The sequence below is a fragment of the Candidatus Aegiribacteria sp. genome (genome assembly GCA_021108435.1).
GTDB lineage: Bacteria > Fermentibacterota > Fermentibacteria > Fermentibacterales > JCC-6 > Aegiribacteria.
Genome location: JAIOQY010000144.1, coordinates 23114 through 41564, shown reverse-complemented (window position 1 = coordinate 41564; position 18451 = coordinate 23114). Strand labels below are relative to the sequence as shown.

Annotated in this window: 22 protein-coding genes; 20 read left to right on the top strand and 2 right to left on the bottom strand. The window is 46.7% G+C overall.

Annotated elements, in window-relative coordinates:
• The first annotated feature begins 14 nt into the window (after nt 1–14).
• Together obgE and dprA are read left to right on the top strand one after the other, a co-directional pair.
• Nucleotides 15–1004 carry a GTPase ObgE gene (gene obgE / locus K8R76_08360; GenBank protein ID MCD4848188.1) on the top strand — a complete coding sequence of 330 codons (990 nt, stop codon included), beginning with the start codon at nt 15–17 and terminating at the stop codon, nt 1002–1004.
• On the top strand, nt 1001–2032 hold the full coding sequence (gene dprA / locus K8R76_08355; protein MCD4848187.1) for a DNA-processing protein DprA: 1032 nt from the start codon (nt 1001–1003) through the stop codon (nt 2030–2032). Before obgE ends, dprA begins: the two co-directional genes overlap by 4 nt.
• Nucleotides 2033–2057: 25 nt before the next feature.
• Here the strand turns inward: dprA and K8R76_08350 are convergent, their stop codons facing one another.
• A complete protein-coding gene (locus K8R76_08350; protein MCD4848186.1) occupies nt 2058–3389 on the bottom strand; it encodes an AAA family ATPase in 1332 nt (443 codons plus the stop codon).
• A gap of 111 nt (nt 3390–3500) precedes the next feature.
• Complete coding sequence (locus K8R76_08345) at nt 3501–3938, bottom strand: shikimate kinase (protein MCD4848185.1); 438 nt, start codon at nt 3936–3938, stop codon at nt 3501–3503.
• A gap of 239 nt (nt 3939–4177) precedes the next feature.
• Between K8R76_08345 and K8R76_08340 the strand changes: the two genes are divergently transcribed.
• The 18 genes from K8R76_08340 (at nt 4178) to K8R76_08255 (ending at nt 18406) form a co-directional block, all read left to right on the top strand.
• Entirely contained in the window at nt 4178–4708 is a 531-nt protein-coding gene (locus tag K8R76_08340; GenBank protein ID MCD4848184.1) for an HU family DNA-binding protein, read from the top strand.
• Nucleotides 4708–6882 (top strand): DNA translocase FtsK, encoded by a 2175-nt coding sequence (locus K8R76_08335; protein ID MCD4848183.1) that lies wholly within the window; start codon nt 4708–4710, stop codon nt 6880–6882. Before K8R76_08340 ends, K8R76_08335 begins: the two co-directional genes overlap by 1 nt.
• A complete protein-coding gene (locus tag K8R76_08330; protein ID MCD4848182.1) occupies nt 6866–7507 on the top strand; it encodes a hypothetical protein in 642 nt (213 codons plus the stop codon). The genes K8R76_08335 and K8R76_08330 overlap by 17 nt, the downstream gene beginning before the upstream one ends.
• A 42-nt stretch (nt 7508–7549) precedes the next feature.
• A complete protein-coding gene (locus K8R76_08325) occupies nt 7550–8140 on the top strand; it encodes an outer-membrane lipoprotein carrier protein LolA (GenBank protein MCD4848181.1) in 591 nt (196 codons plus the stop codon).
• A 2-nt stretch (nt 8141–8142) separates the two neighbouring features.
• Nucleotides 8143–8970, top strand: a complete 828-nt coding sequence (locus K8R76_08320; protein ID MCD4848180.1) for a hypothetical protein — start codon at nt 8143–8145, stop codon at nt 8968–8970.
• Nucleotides 8916–9380, top strand: coding sequence for a hypothetical protein (locus K8R76_08315; GenBank protein ID MCD4848179.1), 465 nt, complete (start codon nt 8916–8918; stop codon nt 9378–9380). The genes K8R76_08320 and K8R76_08315 overlap by 55 nt, the downstream gene beginning before the upstream one ends.
• Nucleotides 9381–9496: 116 nt before the next feature.
• Nucleotides 9497–10090, top strand: coding sequence for a hypothetical protein (locus K8R76_08310; GenBank protein MCD4848178.1), 594 nt, complete (start codon nt 9497–9499; stop codon nt 10088–10090).
• Between the two features lie 203 nt (nt 10091–10293).
• Nucleotides 10294–11334, top strand: coding sequence for a hypothetical protein (locus K8R76_08305; protein MCD4848177.1), 1041 nt, complete (start codon nt 10294–10296; stop codon nt 11332–11334).
• Between the two features lie 13 nt (nt 11335–11347).
• The gene (gene bamD / locus K8R76_08300) at nt 11348–12088 is read left to right on the top strand and encodes an outer membrane protein assembly factor BamD (GenBank protein ID MCD4848176.1); all 741 of its coding nucleotides are present in this window, start codon (nt 11348–11350) and stop codon (nt 12086–12088) included.
• Nucleotide 12089: 1 nt separating this feature from the next.
• Nucleotides 12090–12671 (top strand): nicotinate-nucleotide adenylyltransferase, encoded by a 582-nt coding sequence (nadD, locus tag K8R76_08295; protein MCD4848175.1) that lies wholly within the window; start codon nt 12090–12092, stop codon nt 12669–12671.
• On the top strand, nt 12649–13779 hold the full coding sequence (locus K8R76_08290; GenBank protein MCD4848174.1) for a PilT/PilU family type 4a pilus ATPase: 1131 nt from the start codon (nt 12649–12651) through the stop codon (nt 13777–13779). Before nadD ends, K8R76_08290 begins: the two co-directional genes overlap by 23 nt.
• Nucleotides 13776–14120 carry a hypothetical protein gene (locus K8R76_08285; protein ID MCD4848173.1) on the top strand — a complete coding sequence of 115 codons (345 nt, stop codon included), beginning with the start codon at nt 13776–13778 and terminating at the stop codon, nt 14118–14120. Before K8R76_08290 ends, K8R76_08285 begins: the two co-directional genes overlap by 4 nt.
• A gap of 24 nt (nt 14121–14144) precedes the next feature.
• Nucleotides 14145–14891, top strand: a complete 747-nt coding sequence (locus K8R76_08280) for a slipin family protein (GenBank protein ID MCD4848172.1) — start codon at nt 14145–14147, stop codon at nt 14889–14891.
• A 3-nt stretch (nt 14892–14894) separates the two neighbouring features.
• Nucleotides 14895–15761 (top strand): 4-hydroxy-tetrahydrodipicolinate synthase, encoded by an 867-nt coding sequence (gene dapA, locus K8R76_08275; protein MCD4848171.1) that lies wholly within the window; start codon nt 14895–14897, stop codon nt 15759–15761.
• Nucleotides 15761–16492 carry a 4-hydroxy-tetrahydrodipicolinate reductase gene (dapB, locus tag K8R76_08270; protein MCD4848170.1) on the top strand — a complete coding sequence of 244 codons (732 nt, stop codon included), beginning with the start codon at nt 15761–15763 and terminating at the stop codon, nt 16490–16492. The genes dapA and dapB overlap by 1 nt, the downstream gene beginning before the upstream one ends.
• Nucleotides 16489–17304: an AmmeMemoRadiSam system protein B gene (gene amrB, locus K8R76_08265; GenBank protein MCD4848169.1), complete on the top strand. Its 816-nt coding sequence runs from the start codon at nt 16489–16491 to the stop codon at nt 17302–17304. The genes dapB and amrB overlap by 4 nt, the downstream gene beginning before the upstream one ends.
• The gene (amrA, locus tag K8R76_08260; protein MCD4848168.1) at nt 17301–17858 is read left to right on the top strand and encodes an AmmeMemoRadiSam system protein A; all 558 of its coding nucleotides are present in this window, start codon (nt 17301–17303) and stop codon (nt 17856–17858) included. Before amrB ends, amrA begins: the two co-directional genes overlap by 4 nt.
• On the top strand, nt 17855–18406 hold the full coding sequence (locus tag K8R76_08255; protein MCD4848167.1) for a hypothetical protein: 552 nt from the start codon (nt 17855–17857) through the stop codon (nt 18404–18406). Before amrA ends, K8R76_08255 begins: the two co-directional genes overlap by 4 nt.
• The last annotated feature ends 45 nt before the right edge of the window (nt 18407–18451 follow it).

Sequence of the window (18451 nt, the reverse complement as noted above, 5' to 3'; positions counted from 1 at the left end):
TGCGTAAGCGATTTATTGATCTTGTAACTATTGAGGTTTATGGCGGTAAGGGTGGGGACGGTATTGTATCCTTTCGACGGGAAGCGTACGTGCCCAGAGGCGGGCCCAACGGTGGTGACGGCGGTGCGGGCGGAAGCGTTGAGCTTGTTGTTGATCCAAAGCTTACAACTCTGGTTGATTTCAGGAACGGCGCGATATTCAGGGCTGAGAAGGGCAGATCGGGCGGTTCGAATAACAAGACCGGACGGAGGGGGAAGGACACGCTCCTGAAAATCCCTCCGGGTACTGCTGTTTTTGACGCGGAAACAGGAGAGCTGCTTTGCGATCTGACGGAGAATGGCCAGATACAGGTTATTGCGTTCGGTGGAGACCCAGGAAGAGGTAACTCCTCGTTTGCAACTTCCAGGGTGCAGGCTCCAAGAAAAGCTACAAAAGGTCAACCCGGTCAGTTTCGAAGAATCAGGCTTGAGCTGAGCCTGATTGCCGATGCCGGACTTGTTGGCGTTCCCAATGCCGGGAAATCCACAATTCTGTCCACGATAAGTGCCGCAAGACCGAAGATCGCAGGATACCCCTTTACGACAATTCATCCGGCTCTGGGCATGATAAAGATGGCTCGGGGATTCAGTTTTGTTCTTGCTGATCTTCCGGGGCTTATTGAGGGCGCAAGCGAAGGAATGGGGCTTGGACTTCAGTTTCTCAGGCATGTGGAGAGAAACAGAATACTTATTTACGTAGTCGGTGCTGGACTTGAACTGTCTCCTGCAGATCAGTACAGAACTGTCAGAGATGAAATTCTTGCCTACAAACCTGATCTGGAAGAACTTGATGAGATTGTAGTACTGTCAAAGGCTGACCTGATCACTGATGATGAGGTAGCTGTCATACTTGAGACTCTTCCGGGAAATACTCTTGTTATAAGCGCGGTTACCGGAAGGGGAATGGATGAGTTCCTTATCAGGGTATCAGGATCGATTCGATGCCTGAGGGAAGCAGAACAATGAAGCAGGCCGTTTGGCTTTCATGCTGGAGTAAAGTACACAGAGATGATTTGAGAAAGCTTCTTCAAAAGATGGTGCCGGATAAGGCGCTTGAGATACTCGACAGAGAGATTCCTTCGGGCAGGCCTGATGAGGAAGAAATGAATCGTATGGCAGCCCTGTCAACATCAAAGTCTATTCAGGCTGTGATCTTCGGTGAAGAAGGATATCCATCAATACTTAAAAGCATTCCCGACCCTCCTGTAGTCCTGTTTTACAGGGGTGATCTTCAGAAATATCTGAGTATTCCCTCGGTGGCTGTTATAGGTTCGAGGAGGTGTACAACCTATGGAAGAAGAGTTGCCAGAAGGCTTGCACGGGATTTTGTGTACAACGGAGTGGGGGTTGTCAGCGGTCTGGCTCGCGGCATCGACGCAGAGGCGCACAGAGGAGCGCTGGATGCTGGTGGAAAGACCATGGCTGTTCTTGGAAGCGGGCTTGATGTCTGCTATCCACCGGAACATGAAAGGCTTGCTATGAAAATCATCGGGAGCGGTGTTCTTGTCAGTGAGTATCCCCCTGGCACGCAACCCGCAAGATTCAGATTTCCGGAAAGGAACAGACTCATCAGCGGGTTTTCACAGGGAGTTGTAGTCGTTGAAGCAGGCAGAAGAAGCGGGACGATGATTACGGTTAATACAGCTCTTGACCAGGGGCGGGAGGTGTTTGCCGTTCCTGGTGAAATAACGAGAGCCCTGTCCATGGGTACGAATATGCTTCTTCGCGATGGAGCGGGAGTGGTGATTACCGCCAGGGATGTTCTGGAACCTCTGGGAATAGCAAAAAATGCGGCTGAACGTGAACATACATTTAAATCTGACAGCGGGATAACTCGTAAAATTCTGGAGCTTCTATCGGAGGAAGCTCTTCATTTCGATAAATTACTGAGGCTCACAGAAACTGAAACTCCGTTGCTGCAGTCAGAACTTCTGAAGCTGGAAATAGCCGGAGTAATCAGGCAGCATCCCGGCAAGATATTCTCCCTGGTTTAAAGATACAGTTATATATGCTATGCGGTCAGTTGATTAGATCAGATAGCTTAAAAGCAGCGTAGAGGGGGAGGAGCAGTACCTTTTTACTTGCAGAGAAGTTCCAGGCTCCAAGTTTTACAGATATTTCAGGATCATACTTTTCCCTGAAAACGGAAAGAGATCTTGATCTGGTGTTTCTGCCTGACTTGACCTCGACCGGTATTGGACCAGAGGTTCCATCAAGCAGGAATTCGATTTCTGAATTTCTCTCCGTCCAGCAGTGCAGCCTTTTAAAACCGTTGGCAACCAGCTCCTGCGCAACAGCGTTCTCAGCAACCCATCCTTTGTAAAAACCGGGGTTGAACACACGGCTCTCATTCAGGGGAATTCCAGCCATGTACCTGAGAATAGCTGTATCATGAACAAAAAGCTTGAAGAGCGACTGTTTTTCCCATACAGATACGGGGGACTCTCCCCGGTTAACCACAGGTACCCTGTTCACCATTCTTGCCTTTTCAAGCCATGCAATTGGACCTGCAATATCTCTGTAGCTTTTTCTGCCTGGAATAACGCCTTTGAATCTGAACCTTTTTGCATTTCCGTCGAATTCCCGCCCAAGTTGCGAAGGCAGACTTTTCCAGACCTGTTCTATGTGGAGAGAGTTTGCCTTCCCCGAATGTTTGGCAATATCTGAAATCCAGCCTTCGACCAGATGTTCCTGTACAGCACGAACAGCATTGTATGCAGTCCATTCTCCCCTTGGAATGTTATCAGTATAAACCTTCACAGTTTCCGGCATTCCACCTACAGCAAGGTACTTACCGTATAACTGCCATATCCTGTTGTGTACAAGATCAGAGAATGGCTTCAGAGGGTGGGCTTCCTGCAGCAGATCATTGGCTCGATCCTCTCCGATGGCAGAGAGAAATTCCCTGAAATCAAGCGGATCAACATTTACCATATCAATTTTACCCACAGGAAAAGATTCCTGTGAAAGGTGTACTCCGATAAGTGAACCCGCCGCGGCAATGAAAACTCCCGGCATTAATTCGCAGAAGTACTTGAGCGCTGTGAGTGCCTTTGGACAAGCTTGAATTTCGTCAAGAATGAGCAACTCACTGTTTATATCAATAGTTTTCCCTGATACAAATTCCAGCTCTGACAGCAGGGATTTCGGATTCAGATCGCCTGATGAGAATACTGCATGAGCTGCTCTGTTCATTTTCAGATCAAAATAGTGTGAGGCTGGAAAGAATGGGGCGAAGAGCTTCTTAAGAAGGTAGGTCTTTCCGGATTGTCTGACGCCTCTGAGAAGGAGAGGTTTCCTGTTAGAATTCTCTCTCCACTGTAATAACGCTTGTTCTGTCTTCCGTCTCATGGCTGTAATATGTGCGTGGCATCAACTATTGTCAAGCATAAAGATGCCGATGTTACAACTTATTGCAACCAAAAAGTAGAAGGATAATCAACTTATTACATCTTAAACTTATTACTGACTGTCACTGTTTAATACTGCGATTCTGGTTGCTACTTCCACAGGTGTCAGGTGTGTGGTATCAATCCGGTTCGGAAGCGAATCATAGTGCTGCTTTCTTACTGAAAGAAGTTTGAGCAGCGAGGCTTCATTAAAAGCGAGTGGTCGCTTTCCATTCTGTTGTTCTCTTCTCTTTTGAAGAGTTTCAGCAGATGCGGTAAGAGTGAAAATAATTCCCCGTTCTTTGATTGAAAGGAGATTTGACTCCTGAAGAAGGCAGCCGCCTCCGAGAGCGAGAATCATTCTATCATTCTTTTTGAGTAAACGCTTCAGGCAGTCTGATTCCAGCTCTCTGAATCTTTCTTCACCTGCTGTTCTGAAAATCTCGGAAATACGCATTCCTGCGAAGGATTCAATAGCGGTATCCAGATCGAAAAACGGTAATTCAAGCATTGATGCCAGGATACTTCCAGTTGAAGACTTGCCCGAAAAGGGAGGACCTGCGATAAAGACTGAAACAGATTGAATGTCAAATTTGTTCATGGATTTATGATAACACATTTAAACCGGTTGCGGGAGAGAAACATTTGTCTTTTGAATGGCATTCGATATGCGGTACCAGCTTGACGGATAACATTAAAGAGTGTATTGAGTTCAACGTCTGTTAACAAGGTGAGATAGCTGGGAGTATCATGACTAAAGAAGAGCTTGCATGTGAAGTGGCTGAAAGAACAGGTATAAGTCGAAAAGATACGCGGACTGTACTTACAGCGCTGTTGGAGACTATCACTGAGCGCCTGTGTACCGGGGAGACAATTTACCTTCGAGGGTTCGGCTGTTTCGAATCAAAGGAAGGCAGAAAAAGGAGGGCACGCGATCCCCAGGGTGATGGCATAATTGAGATTCCCCCTCGAATAAGACCTGTATTCAGACCATATAATGATCTGAAGCAGTCCATACAGGCAAAGCTTGGTAAAAAGATTAAGATTGATTTTCTCTGCCTTACCGCAAAGAACGCGATGAAGGTTTCCGTTGTAGGGAAATTCAATAACTGGAATGAAAACAGAAATCCGATGCAGAGACTTCCTGACGGCAGCTGGGTATCAGAGATGGATATAGTCTCAGGACAGACTTTTAAATACAAGTACTGGATAGACGGAAAACTTGAGAGTGACCCGGCATTTCCCATTGACTCAAATGGCAGCACCATGAGGCAGATATAATGGCGACAAGAAGACGGCAATCAGCAAGAAGAAGAACTTCAAAGCGAAAAGAAAATCGTCTGCGTAATATCTTTGTTGTTCTTTTTTTCTCCCTTGGTGTTTCTCTCGCGATTATACTTGCGATACCCGCAACTTCCATTACTGATAAGATTCGCGGGTTTCTCCTTGGAAATCTGGGTTATCTTTCTATCCTGCTTCCACTGTTTCTTTTTCAGTCCGGAGCCTGGCTGCTTGATCTGAGGATGAAAAAAGCTGGATTCAGAATTCTATCAGGAATAGCTGTCATCGGATATTTCTTCACGGCTGTTTTAGACCTGGTGATAAGTCGCCTGTCCGGTGGTTTTCATGATATTCCAGGAGGCAGTATTGCCGGCGGGCTCGGTGATATCCTTATCCCGCTCATCGGAGCTCCGATAACATTTCTGATTCTATTCACAGCATTTGTAGCATCTCTTGTAGCTTTCACAGGCTGGGATATCGGCAGAGATTTCCAGTCTATCGCAGACGGTCTGTTAAGATTACTCGACGGCATGAGGCAGAAGAAAAAAAAGGTGAGGAGTACTCGATCAACTGATGAATCCGAATCTTCTACATCAAACGTATGGTCAAGAGAGCAAAGTGAAGAAGAGGTTACGGAACTTCCATTCATGAAGGAAGATATCCCTGTAGATCCTTCCCGTTATCAAAAACCCGTACCTGTTTCCAGAAAACCAGGAACCAAAATGAGGATAGATAAGCATGATTTGTCCAGTTTTGTCATTCCTCCCATTTCCTGTCTTGACATGCCTGATGAGCGTTTGAGGAAGAGAACCTCACCTCAGATGATAAAGGAACAGGGCGATCTCCTTGTTGAAAAGCTGGACGATTTCGGGATTGAATGCCGTATTGAGAACAGTTATCCAGGTCCTGTAATTACACGATTTGAAGTTACTCCCGGCCCCGGAATCAAGGTGAACAGATTCGTATCTCTTTCTGATGATCTTGCACTTGCCCTGAAAGCCAGAAGGATACGCATCCTTGCCCCTATTCCAGGCAGGGGAGCAGTCGGGATTGAAGTTCCAAACCCGACTCCAGAAACAGTATATCTCAGAGAAATAATGGACAAAGTATCACACGAGAAGCTTCCTATCGCACTTGGCAAAGGAATAGAGGGAAAGCCTTACGTTGGTGATATAACCAACATGCCTCATCTTCTAATAGCGGGAGCTACAGGTTCGGGAAAGAGTGTCTGTATGCACTCGATAATCACGACCCTTCTTCTAACCAGGACTCCGTCGGAAGTCAGATTTGCGATGATAGACCCGAAGATGCTCGAGCTTTCGATTTACGAAGGCATTCCGCACCTGTGGGCACCCGTAATTCTGGAAACAGACAAGGCAACATTGCTGCTGGACGCACTTGTATCAGAGATGGAAACCCGATACAAAAGACTCTCCAGAATTGGAGTGCGATCCATTACTGAGTTTAATGCAAAAATTTCACCTGAGTCTGAAGATGAACGTATTCCATTTATTGTTGTATTCATTGATGAGCTGGCCGATCTCATGTTTACCGTATCAAGGGAAGTGGAACCGGCCATTGCAAGGCTTGCTCATATGGCCAGAGCTGTAGGTATTCATATGGTTCTTGCAACACAGCGACCTTCAGTTGATGTTATCACAGGTGTGATAAAGGCGAACTTCCCGTCGCGGATCGCGTTTAACGTTCAATCAAAAACTGATTCACGTACGATTCTGGATATGAATGGTGCGGAAAAGCTTCTTGGCAACGGTGATATGCTGTTTCTTCCAACAGCAACACCTGAACCGATTAGAATCCATGGTTCGTTTATCACAACTGAAGAAATCAGAACAATCGTAGAACATTTAAGAGATCAGCCTGAAATTCCATTTGAATTCGAGCTGCCTGATGATATTGGCGGGAACCTTATGGATCCATGTGCGATAAAGATTGATGACCCACTTTTTGAAAAAGCAAAACAGGTTGTTGTTCACACTCAGCAGGGTTCAGTATCCATTATTCAGAGAAGGCTGAGAGTTGGATATTCTCGTGCAGCCAGCCTGATCGATATGCTGGAGCAGTCGGGTGTTGTGGGTCCGTTTCAGGGCAGCAAAGCAAGAGACGTCCTTATAACTCCGGACGAGCTGGAGGGAACCGGTGAAAGCGATGAATAGAGTATTATTTGTTTTACTTGCCATTCTTCTTGTGATTGCCACCTCCTGTGGTCAGGGAAATGAGAGCGTTGATCGGTCCGGTCTGGTCCTTGGTGACGATGATGCGTCAATCTTCGCAAGAGCATCCCAGCAGTATTTCAGAGGAAGCCTTTCCAGTTCCAGAGAGAACTTCAACAGCCTCATTTACCGTTTTCCCGATTCACCTCTTAATCATGATGCACAGCTTGCAGTACGAAGAATTGATTTTGAACTGTCCGGGAATCCGGATCTTTCTATGCCTGTGAATCAGAATCATAATGAATTGACACCATTTCCAAATGTTGCTCTTGTCAGCTCTCCCGCTGTATCAGCGAGTGTTGTTCAGCTGGAAGCGCTTTTGATTTCTGCAGGTGCTTCACCTGTTATCGTTGAGGATTACGGTGCACCGGATGTAACACTTGTTCTTTACCCGGAGGGTTATCTTCTTCAGGCAAATATTGTATCTGATTCATTGTCCTCCTGGCTTTCATCGCACTCTTCAGTACCGATTCAGCCAGGTGGGGATATTGTCAAGACTGTTGCGCCTCATCATCAGGGAGTTGTAATCGTTATCGGAACGGATGCAATTGTTGATGCTTCATTTTAATTGAATCTCTGTTGCTCCGGTTTTCGAAAGGATTGACCAGGTATGCTGTATATTGCGCTATTATCTTCGATTATCGCTGTCTCACCGCTGGATCCATTGCTTGAGAAGATGCAGAATTCCGTTTTCATGACCGGTTTCTTTTCTCAGACGGATATCTGGGCATTAACTCTTGAGGAGGAAATATCTTCCGGAACGATGTACATCGCTCATCCGGATCTGTTTCTTCTGAAGTACACCGATCCACAGGGCGCTGGAACAGGATACGATGGATCAAGTTTCTATACGATTGAACCTGATATAAGGCAGATGATAATTTATCCGGGACGGGAACCGGGGAGTTTTCTTCACATGATAGAAAAATGTGCTGATTCATCTGCTGCTGTAACAATTGAATATAACAATGACAGCCTGCTTGTGTTTCTGGAGGGAGATTTCGGCGAGGGTTTAATCAGGATGGAAGTTGGATTTACATCATCGGACAGTCTGCCGTTCCTGTTCGGAACAACCGATGTAAACGGCAACAGCACATTATATAACATGTGGAATATTGAGATTGAAAGCGGTTTTCCCGAGGGTATTTTTGATATGGATGTTCCTGATGGTTATACAGTTATCAATCCGGGGGAGATATAGAGTTGCCCTCTGTTTTTCTGCTTACTCTCGGATGTCCGAAGAATGAAGCTGACTCCGACTCATTTGCCGGTTGCTTCTCTGCTGGAGGCTGGGAGATAGCTGATAACTCTGAAAAAGCGGATCTTCTCCTTCTTAACACATGCGCATTCATTCAGCCTGCTGTTGAAGAATCGCTTGAAGCGATAGCTGAGGCTGTGGAGTGGAAAAACTGTAAGCCAGGCAGAAAACTCATCCTTGCGGGTTGTCTGCCCGGCAGGTACAGTAACGATAGCTCCGGCGGACTGGAAGATTTCGATTTGATTACGGGTCCCGGTGATACAGCTGAGCTCAGGAAGTATCTCTCCGTTTCCGCTTCCTCCGGGCCGGTTCCGGTTGAAAGTATTTATCACAGATATCTGAAAATTTCCGAGGGGTGCTCAAATAATTGTGCGTATTGCACAATTCCCCTTATCAGAGGGCGCCGGGAGGACAGGAGTTTTGAGGACATACTGCTGGATGCCGGATACCTTACGGAACAGGGCGCTCTGGGGATACCGGAAGCTGGAAAAGCAGCAGAGGCTCCGTCTCACAGCTTGTCACCCATCTGGCCTCAACGTATCCGGATATATGGTTCAGACTCTATTACATTCACCCGGCGCATTTCCCGGATGAATTTCCGGTTATGGTCGAGAAGTACACCAATATCATGCCATATATTGATATGCCCATTCAGCATGTTTCCAATACTGTTCTGGAACGGATGGGCCGTCCTTATACGGAAAAATATCTCAGAAATATGTTTGAGAGCTTCGATAAATCGAATACAGAGCTTTCCGTTAGAACGACTGTAATTGTAGGGTATCCGGGGGAGACCGATGCTGATTTTGACAGGCTCATTGGTTTTCTGTCTGACTACGATTGTCTCAGAACGATCTCGGCATTTCCATACTGGCCTGAGGAGGGAACAATGGAATATTCCAGAACAACTGCCGCTGATCTGCCTGGGCCGAATACTGTACAGTCAAGGTTGATGGGGATAGGTGATGTATCGGATCAGCTTTATACTAGCTGGGCAGAAAGAATTGAGGGGAGAGTAATAGACGTTCTTGCTGATACAGCGGAACTTGGACACGGACGGCTGGATGCGCCTGTCGTGGATGGAGCTTGCAGCTTTGACAGGATTGTCGAACCAGGACAGATAATCAGCTGCCGCGTAAGTGAATGTTTTGGATCGGAGATGCTTGTTGAAGTGCTTCGGTAAAACCGGGAGTGGCGCTGAGATTGCTCCGGTTTTATCTTTACTCCTAGTTTTATTACCTGAAGTCAGCGAAGCCGGCTTCTGGTATGGTTTTCAACTGAGAATATGAAGGAACTGAAATGAATACAATTCTGCTGACAATTGTACTTGCTCTTACTCCGTCAAATATGGAACTGGCTGAAGAGGCGCTTGTAATATCAAGTGAAGCTCTTTCGGACATCCTGGAATCTTACAATGTACAAAATATTATAATCGAAATTCTTGGTGAGCATGAAGGAGGATGGTTCCTGGAGCAGACACTTGCTTCAGTGCTCTGTGAGAATGATATCTCGATCATCAGCTCAGTTTCCGATTCATCATTCCGTTCTTTCGATCGGCTGATGGTTCGACCAATGGAGATCGTTGTTGAATATGGAGATGTCAGCAGACCCTGGTTGATTGGAAGCAAACGCGTTGAGAGGATTGCCAGATGCGAACTTTCAGCGACTCTGGTCGATTCAAACGGTAAGATTGTTACAACCGCCAGAACGAATGGTACAGCAGACGATGTTGTTTCATGGTCTGATGTTTCTACCCTCAGCGGATCTTCGGAATGGGAATGGCTGTCCAGGGAACTGCCTGAAGATTCAGGTTCTTCCATTCTTGAACCTCTGATTGTATCCGGTGTGGTCGCCAGCCTTGTATATCTGTTCTATTCCAGCAGAGCAGACTAGGAGCATATCCGACAATGAAGCATCGGCATAAAACCCACACAGCTGGCTATAATACCCGGATATTATCGTCAAATACTTCCAGTATTCTCCTCAAATCTCCGAGCATTCTATCTCATCTGCGAGGCTCTTCTGCTCAATGCACATTATCGGACAAGCTCCTAGAAAAGCAAATTGATTTCATTTGAAATTACAGAGAAATCCTGATGATAATATCAGGACGATACACGATCCGCTTTAACTTGCGATTTACTCCCATGATACGTTTCAAGACAGCTCTTATCACAACTGCTGTTTTGCTTTCAGCGTCATTTGCATGCGATAATAATTCAGGTAGTGACAGTCTGAATGAAGCAAGACTTCTAAGACAATCAGGACGTTATGTACAATCTGTAATGCTTTTTGAAGAACTGGTGGCACAGGGAGACAACCAGCCCGGATTACTGCTGGAGTTTGCAGAAACAGCTGTTCTTGCAGCTCAGGCGGAAAGAAGCTCCCTTTACAGACAGAAAGCCAGAGAAGCCGTTCTTATTCTCTCTGAGCATCCCGGTGATATCGATCCGAGAGAGATCGGAGAACTATGGAGAAGACTGGCCTGGGAGATGGCACGAAATGCGGATTCTCTTCAGGCCTTTCAGTGTTTTGAATATGCGCTGGATTACAATATCCAGGAAATATTCGAAGAGGAATGGCTGTTTCGCGGCGTTTATGCAGGTGATCACCTGGAAATGCTGTCTGATATTCCGGACAGCGTTATAGGTTTCTCCTCCGGTGACAGTCTTTTATCAATCGCAGCTGAAATTTACCTTGTCGAACTTGAAAGAATATCACGCTCCAGAACAGATCTCAGAGAAGATATACTGAAGGCCAGGGCGGCTTTGCTGCCTTATACATCCAGGATCAGTGAAGAGCTCGATGTGTTGACGGAACTTGACAGGCTCGGAGGGATACAACCGGAAGAAAGACAGAGAAGAATACATCTTCTCCTGGATTCGGCGGAAGAGGATATTAGATTGGATAGAAGTATTCTTGCCCGTGAGAAATTGCTTGAGGTCTGGAATTCCAATTTCTCCGGAGAAAGGATTCAGGCGGCATATATGCTGGGTCTGATGGAAGAGGAAAACAGCAGTATAGAAAGCGCGCTCCAATGGTACAGAAGAGCATGCAGTGTCTCACCGGGATCATCTTCACTGGCAGCAAGCCTTGCTGCCGCAAGAAGAGATTCGTTAACCTATGGAATTGAATGAACGGGATATTCGAATGATAAAATATTATGCCTTTGCATTACTTATTCTGATTGCTGTAACATCCTGCGGAAAATCCTACAATACCAGAGGTTTGGATCATGAACAGCTGGAGCAGCTTGCTGATGCCGCATTCCTTGATGAGGATTTCAATAATGCTGCCGGAATGTATACGGAACTGATGTTCGGATACCCCGGAGCGGCAAATACCGATCTATATCTTTACAGACTCGGTATGTCCGAGGCTGCCTTGAGGTTCTGGGCAGATGCCCTGTTCTATTTCAACCGCGTCCAGTCGGAGTACTCCCGGAGTTCACTGGCTGATGACTGTTCATTTCAATCAGCTCGTATCTGGTGGTTACAGAGGCATAACTACAAGAAGGATCTGACTCCCATCATGAACTCCAGAACTCAGTTGATCTCTTTCTTCGAGAAGTATCCCGGATCCACTCTGATCGAGGAAGCTACGGCACTCAGCGACAGTATCAACAATGTCCTTTCGATGAGAGCTCTTTTTGTGGGTCAATTCTATGCCAGAAGAAATAAGTACGATGCGTCTCTTCTATACCTTCGCGAAGCTCTGAATGATTATGGTGATACTGAATGCAAAGCCGAGATTCTAATGGCTATTGGAGGCGTCTACATTAAAAGGGGAAACGAATATTCAGCAAGGAGATTTTTTCAGAGGGCGCTTGACGAGTGCGAATTGAATGAAGATCAGTTAATCGAACTGCAGAACATTCTGGAAGAACTATAAGATGACCGGGCTTCTGGGGGGGACGTTCGATCCTCCTCATTTTGGCCATCTGGTTCTTGCTCTTGAGGCATATCACAGATTTCATTTGGAAAATGTTCTTCTCGTTCCCTCCAGATTTCCTCCGCATAAGCCAGGATTTAGAGTAACTCCATTCCATCACCGTTTCGAAATGACGAAGATTGCCCTGAAGGATTCTCCTGAGCTGTCCGCTGCTGATCTTGAACCTCATGATAAGCCGTCCTGGACTGTAAATCTGCTGGAGAACCTTGCGGATGAAGGGCTGGATATCTGTTTTATCATGGGTATGGACAGCCTTGAGGAAATGCATACCTGGAAAGATCCCGAACGTATTTCTGAAAGAGCGAAACTGGTTGTGGGAACAAGACCGGGATATGAAATATCATCTGTTGACCCCAAAATCAGATCGATGATCGAGACCTTTCCTGTTCCCGGATTGTTCATATCTTCAAGCGATCTCAGAGATAGATTTGCCAGAGGATTGAATACACGCTATCTTGTACCTGACAGCGTACAGAAATACATTGGGGAGAATGAACTTTATGCCGGACGAAAAGGCGGTTGACAGGCTTCTGAACGCGGTACTCGAGAAGGATGTCAGCGATATTCATTTCAAAGTCGGAAGCATCCCGATTATAAGAAAAGCTGGAATGATCATTCATGTGGCTGAATTCAAGCCCATGAAGACGGAGCATGTTCAAAAAATTGTTGATGAACTTGTATCTGAATATCAGGCTGAACGTCTTGCCCGTGGCGAAGAGGTTGATCTGGGTTATTCGCTCCCGGGGAAAGCCAGGTTCAGGGTGAATATCTATAATCAGCGCGGAACACCAGCTGTCGTTATGCGAAGGATACCTTATGAGATTCCGGATATTGATGAGCTCGGTCTTCCTGAAGTAGTCAAGAAGATTGCTATGGAACCCCGTGGTCTGGTTCTTGTTACAGGTGTAACAGGCAGCGGGAAATCAACGTCAATAGCAGCCATGATTAATTATATCAATCAGAATCGTTCGGTTCATATCGTAACCATAGAGGATCCTATAGAATTTCTGCACAGAGACATAAACTCCACAATATGCCAGCGTGAAGTCGGAATAGATACACAGAGCTGGAGTTCCGGACTTCGCGCTGTTTTCAGGCAGGATCCGGATGTAATTCTGATTGGCGAGATGAGAGACCCTGAAACAATAGCGACCGCTTTAACAGGTGCGGAAACCGGGCACCTTGTTCTGAGTACACTGCACACAACCGATACGATGGAAACGATATCCCGTATTATCGATGTATTTCCCTCCTCTCAGCAGCATCTTGTAAGGCTTCAGCTTGGTCAGCTTATCAGCGGAATCATATCTCAGCGGCTTCTACCCGGTAAGCAGAATGATGAAGATGAAGAAGGTGAAAACACGTCGAGAGTACTTGCGGCGGAAGTGCTTGTCAGATCTTCCACTGTTACTGAATGTATAATCCATCCTGACAAGACATATCTTCTGACTGAAACGATAGAGAAAAGCTTTTCACAATATGGTATGCAGACATTTGATATGGCCCTCTACCAGCTTATTGTGAATGATAAAATAGACAAGGAAACTGCTCTTGCCTCGGCATCCAATCCGACAAAACTGGATCTGAGGCTCAAGGGCATTGAAACCGCTTCGGATTGGAAGATGGAATGATGATGAATACAGATCTGTTTGGTATTTCTATTGATATTATCCCTCTTGTGATTACTGCCGGTGCCATTCTACTCGTTCTGGCTCTGATACAGCTTTATCTCGGTCTCAGGGCACAGAGCAGACCGAAGGTGACAGGGGAGATTTCCATGATAGGCGAAACCGGAATTATCAGGAAAACATCGGGATTCAGGCAGCGATCAATTGTAGAAATCAGGGGTGAACTCTGGTGGTGTTTACAGCCGAATGGTGATGATAGGATTGAAAAGGGAGCGACTGTAGAGATCGTCGGGATTGAAGAGGATTCAATGATCCTTGAAGTGAAGCGTATTAAAAGTCAATAAGAACAAATTGAGGAAGGAGTTCTAATGGAATTCTTAATTGTCATTGCTGTTATACTTTTCTTTTTTCTTCTTTCAGCGCTGAAAGTACTCAAGGAATATCAAAGGGGTGTGGTATTCAGACTTGGAAAGGTCATAGGGCTTAAAGGACCCGGTTTGATAATAGTCTGGCCGCTTATAGATACTATCCGTCGTGTTGATCTGAGGGTTATCGCGATGGATGTTCCTCCACAGGATGTTATTACGCAGGATAATGTATCTGTGAGAGTGAACGCAGTGGTCTACTTCAGGGTTATCGACCCGAAGAAAGCTATTCTCGAAGTTGAAAACTACATTTATGCCACAAGTCAGCTGGCTCAGACTACTCTCAGAAGTGTTCTTGGTGAGGCAACTCTTGATGAGCTTCTTTCGCAGAGGGATGAGATCAACGGCAAGCTGCAGAATATACTTGACAGGATGACCGACCCATGGGGAATCAAGGTCAGTACGGTCGAAGTCAAGCATGTTGATCTCCCCGAGGAGATGCAGAGGGTTATGGCCAAGCAGGCTGAAGCTGAAAGAGACAGAAGAGCCAAGATCATAAGGGCAGAAGCCGAGTTCCAGGCTTCACAGAAGCTTGCCGATGCTGCGGATATCATCAGTGCTCATCCTGTAGCTCTTCAGCTCCGATATCTGCAGACTCTGTCAGAGATCGCCGTTGAGAACAACTCGACTACCATATTCCCGCTGCCTATAGAGCTTCTCAAGCCCTTTCTGAAGCAACTCGGTGACTAGCCGATGTTCAGCGGAGCGATTACAGCACTGGTAACACCGTTCAGAAAAGGCGCAATTGATACGGTTTCCTTGAGCGATCTGGTTAACTGGCAGATCGACCAGGGGATAGACGGATTGCTTGCGTGCGGATGTACCGGTGAAGCTGCAACTCTCAGTACTGAGGAACATCATCTGGTGGTCCGGACAGTCCTGGAGGCTGCTGAAGGCCGCGTTCCGGTGATTGCAGGAACAGGTACGAATGATACTGAATCTTCGGTCAGACTCTCGCGCGAGACCGCAGATCTGGGAGTGGATGCTGTTCTGCTAATCACTCCATATTACAACAAGCCGACTCCCGAGGGGCAGATAGAACACTATACTCTGGTTGCGGATGCGGTTGACTGTCCTGTAATACTCTACAACGTGCCTGGAAGAACAGGCACGAATATGCTGCCAGAGGCAATAGCTCTACTGTCGGAACATCCGAGAATTGTTGCGATCAAAGATGCAGCCGGTTCTGCTGAGAGGGTAACCGCGATTCTGAATCTATGCGATATAACCGTGCTGAGTGGTGATGATCCCATAGCAATGGCTCAGGTTGCTCTTGGAGCCGCAGGAGTTATTTCCGTAGTATCCAATATTGCGCCTGCGGCCATGTCTGAACTTATCTCTACTGCGGCTTCAGGGAATCTGCAGGAAGCAAGAAAAATTCAATCCAGACTGTACCCCGTGATAAAGGCGATGTTCCTTCAGACAAATCCAATGCCCGTGAAGAAATCACTTGCTTTGATGGGCAGGATTCAGAACGAGCTCCGGTTGCCGCTGGTCTCCATGAAAGAAGAATATGTTCCGGAACTGAGAAGAATACTGGAACAGGCTGATCTGATCTGATGAAAATCTGTGTATTCGGCAGTGAAGGGAGAATGGGGCGACTTGTCAGAGAAGAGGCAGGCTCCTCCATAATAGCGTGCTATGACATAACCACTCCGGGAAACTCTGTTGATGGAAAGCTTCCTCCTGAAGTCGATACGGTCATAGATTTTACCCTTCCATCCGCCTGGGAAGACCTTGATAAACTGCTTCAAGGCAACACTGCGGGGCTCGTGTCAGGAACTACCGGGCTGGGAAATGCCGAGATGGAACTGCTTCGAAAGTGGTCTTCGGTTAGACCCGTTTTCTTTTCATCCAATATGAGTATGGGGATATTTGTTCTTGGCAGACTTCTGCAGACCGCAGCCTCCATGCTTGCCGATGATTTCGACCTTGAGATTGTTGAATTTCACCACAGCGGGAAGATCGACAGTCCCAGCGGAACAGCTCTTACTTTGCTGAATATCTGGGAGAAGAACGGCGGCGGAAAGAAGATCACCTATGGCAGATCCGGACCTGCAGGGCCAAGAAGCCCGGATGAAACAGGCATTCATTCCGTCAGAGGTGGTGATATAGTCGGAGATCACCAGCTCTATCTGCTTGGAGACGGAGAGAAACTTCTTCTGTCTCATTCAGCTACTGGACGGAGAACGTTCGCCATCGGAGCGCTGAAAGCGGCAGATTTTATTTTTGGAAAACCTCCAGGACTTTACTCAATGGAGGACATGATGAGCAAAAGAGATGAAAAATGATACGGAATCCGGTGGTAGCAGGTATGTTCTACCCGTCAGACGGAGAACATCTGAGTTCGATGATCGCCGATTTCATGTCGTTCTCAGGCAGAAAACCTGACAGCTTAATAACCGGTCTTGTGAGCCCTCATGCAGGATATGTTTACTCCGGTGCAGTGGCTGGAGCCGCATTTGCTTCTGCTCCGGCTGGCGTGAGTACAGTTATTATACTGGCGCCATCGCACGGATATCCGGTTCATGGTGCGTCGGTTTACGAAGGAGAGGGATACTTAACACCGCTTGGTGTCGCAATGATTGACAGTGAAATAACTGCCGATCTGCTGGACTCCGGCCTTTCCTTCCAGGCTCCTGCTCACAGAGGAGAGCATTCAGCAGAAGTTCAGATTCCTTTCATCCAGACAAAGTGGCCTGACGCATCCATCGTTGTTATTCTTCAGGGCTCTGTGTTCAATGGCCATTCGCGAACTCTTGCCGAGAATCTCCACGATGTTCTGAAGAACAGAGAGGATATTCTGATAGTGGCTTCAAGTGACCTTTCACATTACCATCCTTATGACGAAGCGAAGCGAATGGATAGAAAGGTGATCGACGCATTTGTCAGTGGAGATCCGATTAATCTGAATGGTGTTCTTTCAAGCGGAATCGAGGCATGCGGAGGCGGCCCCATGCTTACGCTAATGAATTACTCCATAATTGCCGGTTCTGTTAAATTCGGTGAAATCATGTGGGATACATCCGCGACAGCCAGCGGAGATAGAAACTCCGTTGTAGGATATTTTGCCGGTTACACCGCAAAGGAGGTTCAGGAATAACTGATTCTGCCTGCAGAAAGAGAATACTGGATCTTGCAAGAAGGTCTGTTGAAGCTGCAGCAGCCGGAAAACAGCTTCCGGACATACCATCGGGAGATGTCTTTGAAAGGGAAGGCGGCGCTTTTGTTACTCTCAGGAAGGATGGCTTACTCAGGGGTTGTATAGGCCATTTTACAGGAACGGGTTCTCTGGGACAGACCGTGATTGAAATGGCGGCTTCAGCTGCCGTTAGCGATCCGAGGTTTCCGAAGGTCAGTCCCGAGGACGTGGATGGAATTGATCTGGAGATTTCCCTTTTAAGCCCGATGATCCTGACCAGAGCGGAAAATGTAGTTCCAGGAATTCACGGTATCTATATCAAATCAGGATTCCGAGCCGGAACTCTGCTTCCACAGGTTGCCATCGAGCAGAGATGGGACAGAGAAACCTTCCTTTCACATACATGTCTCAAGGCGGGACTGTCACCGGACTGTTTTCGTCAGGAAGATGTTCAGATATACACATACACAGCCGAAGTATTCGGCGAATCGGAGGAAGGGGCTGATTCTGAATGAAGCTCGCAATTTTGACCGGTGCGTTTCTCCTGCTTGCATGTAATATGCCGGGAGTAGGAGAGCTTGAAGAGAGAGTTGATGTTCTGGAGACTTCTGTGAGCTATGATGATTCCGAGCTTACAAACAGTTTTACTCAGGTGTTGGACGACATTGAAGACCTTGATGAAAGGGTTACTTTCCTTGAAACCGGTGAAATTTCCGGGACTACGGAACGTTCAGTAGAGGAAAGTGATGAACCAGGTGACATCGAACCTTCCGAGGAAAAGATTATAACCATTTCCGATGTCGAGGGTCTCGAGGACTCAATGAATCTGCTTACAGACAGCATGACAGTTATTGATGAGTCACTGAATGAAGTTGTCCTTTCACTGGACAGCCTTATTCTGGAAAACGATTCACTGAAGACAGAACTCAGCAATCTCAGTTCTGAAGTCGCTGATCTCAGATATACCATTAATCATATTGGAACTTCAAGATCGTCCTCTTCGACAGGGAGCGGAACAAGATCAGGCACCAGCGGCACCTCTGGCACCAGCGGGTCTCGCTGACCTTACTTAACTGATAAGAAGTATTTAGTGATGGGGGTGGTTCAT

What these genes read in the sequence shown, in the direction of transcription:
- dprA (MCD4848187.1), top strand. Translation starts at nt 1,001, where the DNA reads ATGAAGCAGGCCGTTTGGCTTTCATGCTGGAGTAAAGTACACAGAGAT.
- K8R76_08350 (MCD4848186.1), bottom strand. Translation starts at nt 3,389, where the DNA reads ATGAGACGGAAGACAGAACAAGCGTTATTACAGTGGAGAGAGAATTCT.
- K8R76_08345 (MCD4848185.1), bottom strand. Translation starts at nt 3,938, where the DNA reads ATGCTTGAATTACCGTTTTTCGATCTGGATACCGCTATTGAATCCTTC.
- K8R76_08340 (MCD4848184.1), top strand. Translation starts at nt 4,178, where the DNA reads ATGACTAAAGAAGAGCTTGCATGTGAAGTGGCTGAAAGAACAGGTATA.
- K8R76_08335 (MCD4848183.1), top strand. Translation starts at nt 4,708, where the DNA reads ATGGCGACAAGAAGACGGCAATCAGCAAGAAGAAGAACTTCAAAGCGA.
- K8R76_08325 (MCD4848181.1), top strand. Translation starts at nt 7,550, where the DNA reads ATGCTGTATATTGCGCTATTATCTTCGATTATCGCTGTCTCACCGCTG.
- K8R76_08315 (MCD4848179.1), top strand. Translation starts at nt 8,916, where the DNA reads ATGTTTGAGAGCTTCGATAAATCGAATACAGAGCTTTCCGTTAGAACG.
- K8R76_08310 (MCD4848178.1), top strand. Translation starts at nt 9,497, where the DNA reads ATGAATACAATTCTGCTGACAATTGTACTTGCTCTTACTCCGTCAAAT.
- K8R76_08305 (MCD4848177.1), top strand. Translation starts at nt 10,294, where the DNA reads ATGATAATATCAGGACGATACACGATCCGCTTTAACTTGCGATTTACT.
- bamD (MCD4848176.1), top strand. Translation starts at nt 11,348, where the DNA reads ATGATAAAATATTATGCCTTTGCATTACTTATTCTGATTGCTGTAACA.
- nadD (MCD4848175.1), top strand. Translation starts at nt 12,090, where the DNA reads ATGACCGGGCTTCTGGGGGGGACGTTCGATCCTCCTCATTTTGGCCAT.
- K8R76_08290 (MCD4848174.1), top strand. Translation starts at nt 12,649, where the DNA reads ATGCCGGACGAAAAGGCGGTTGACAGGCTTCTGAACGCGGTACTCGAG.
- K8R76_08285 (MCD4848173.1), top strand. Translation starts at nt 13,776, where the DNA reads ATGATGATGAATACAGATCTGTTTGGTATTTCTATTGATATTATCCCT.
- K8R76_08280 (MCD4848172.1), top strand. Translation starts at nt 14,145, where the DNA reads ATGGAATTCTTAATTGTCATTGCTGTTATACTTTTCTTTTTTCTTCTT.
- dapA (MCD4848171.1), top strand. Translation starts at nt 14,895, where the DNA reads ATGTTCAGCGGAGCGATTACAGCACTGGTAACACCGTTCAGAAAAGGC.
- dapB (MCD4848170.1), top strand. Translation starts at nt 15,761, where the DNA reads ATGAAAATCTGTGTATTCGGCAGTGAAGGGAGAATGGGGCGACTTGTC.
- amrB (MCD4848169.1), top strand. Translation starts at nt 16,489, where the DNA reads ATGATACGGAATCCGGTGGTAGCAGGTATGTTCTACCCGTCAGACGGA.
- K8R76_08255 (MCD4848167.1), top strand. Translation starts at nt 17,855, where the DNA reads ATGAAGCTCGCAATTTTGACCGGTGCGTTTCTCCTGCTTGCATGTAAT.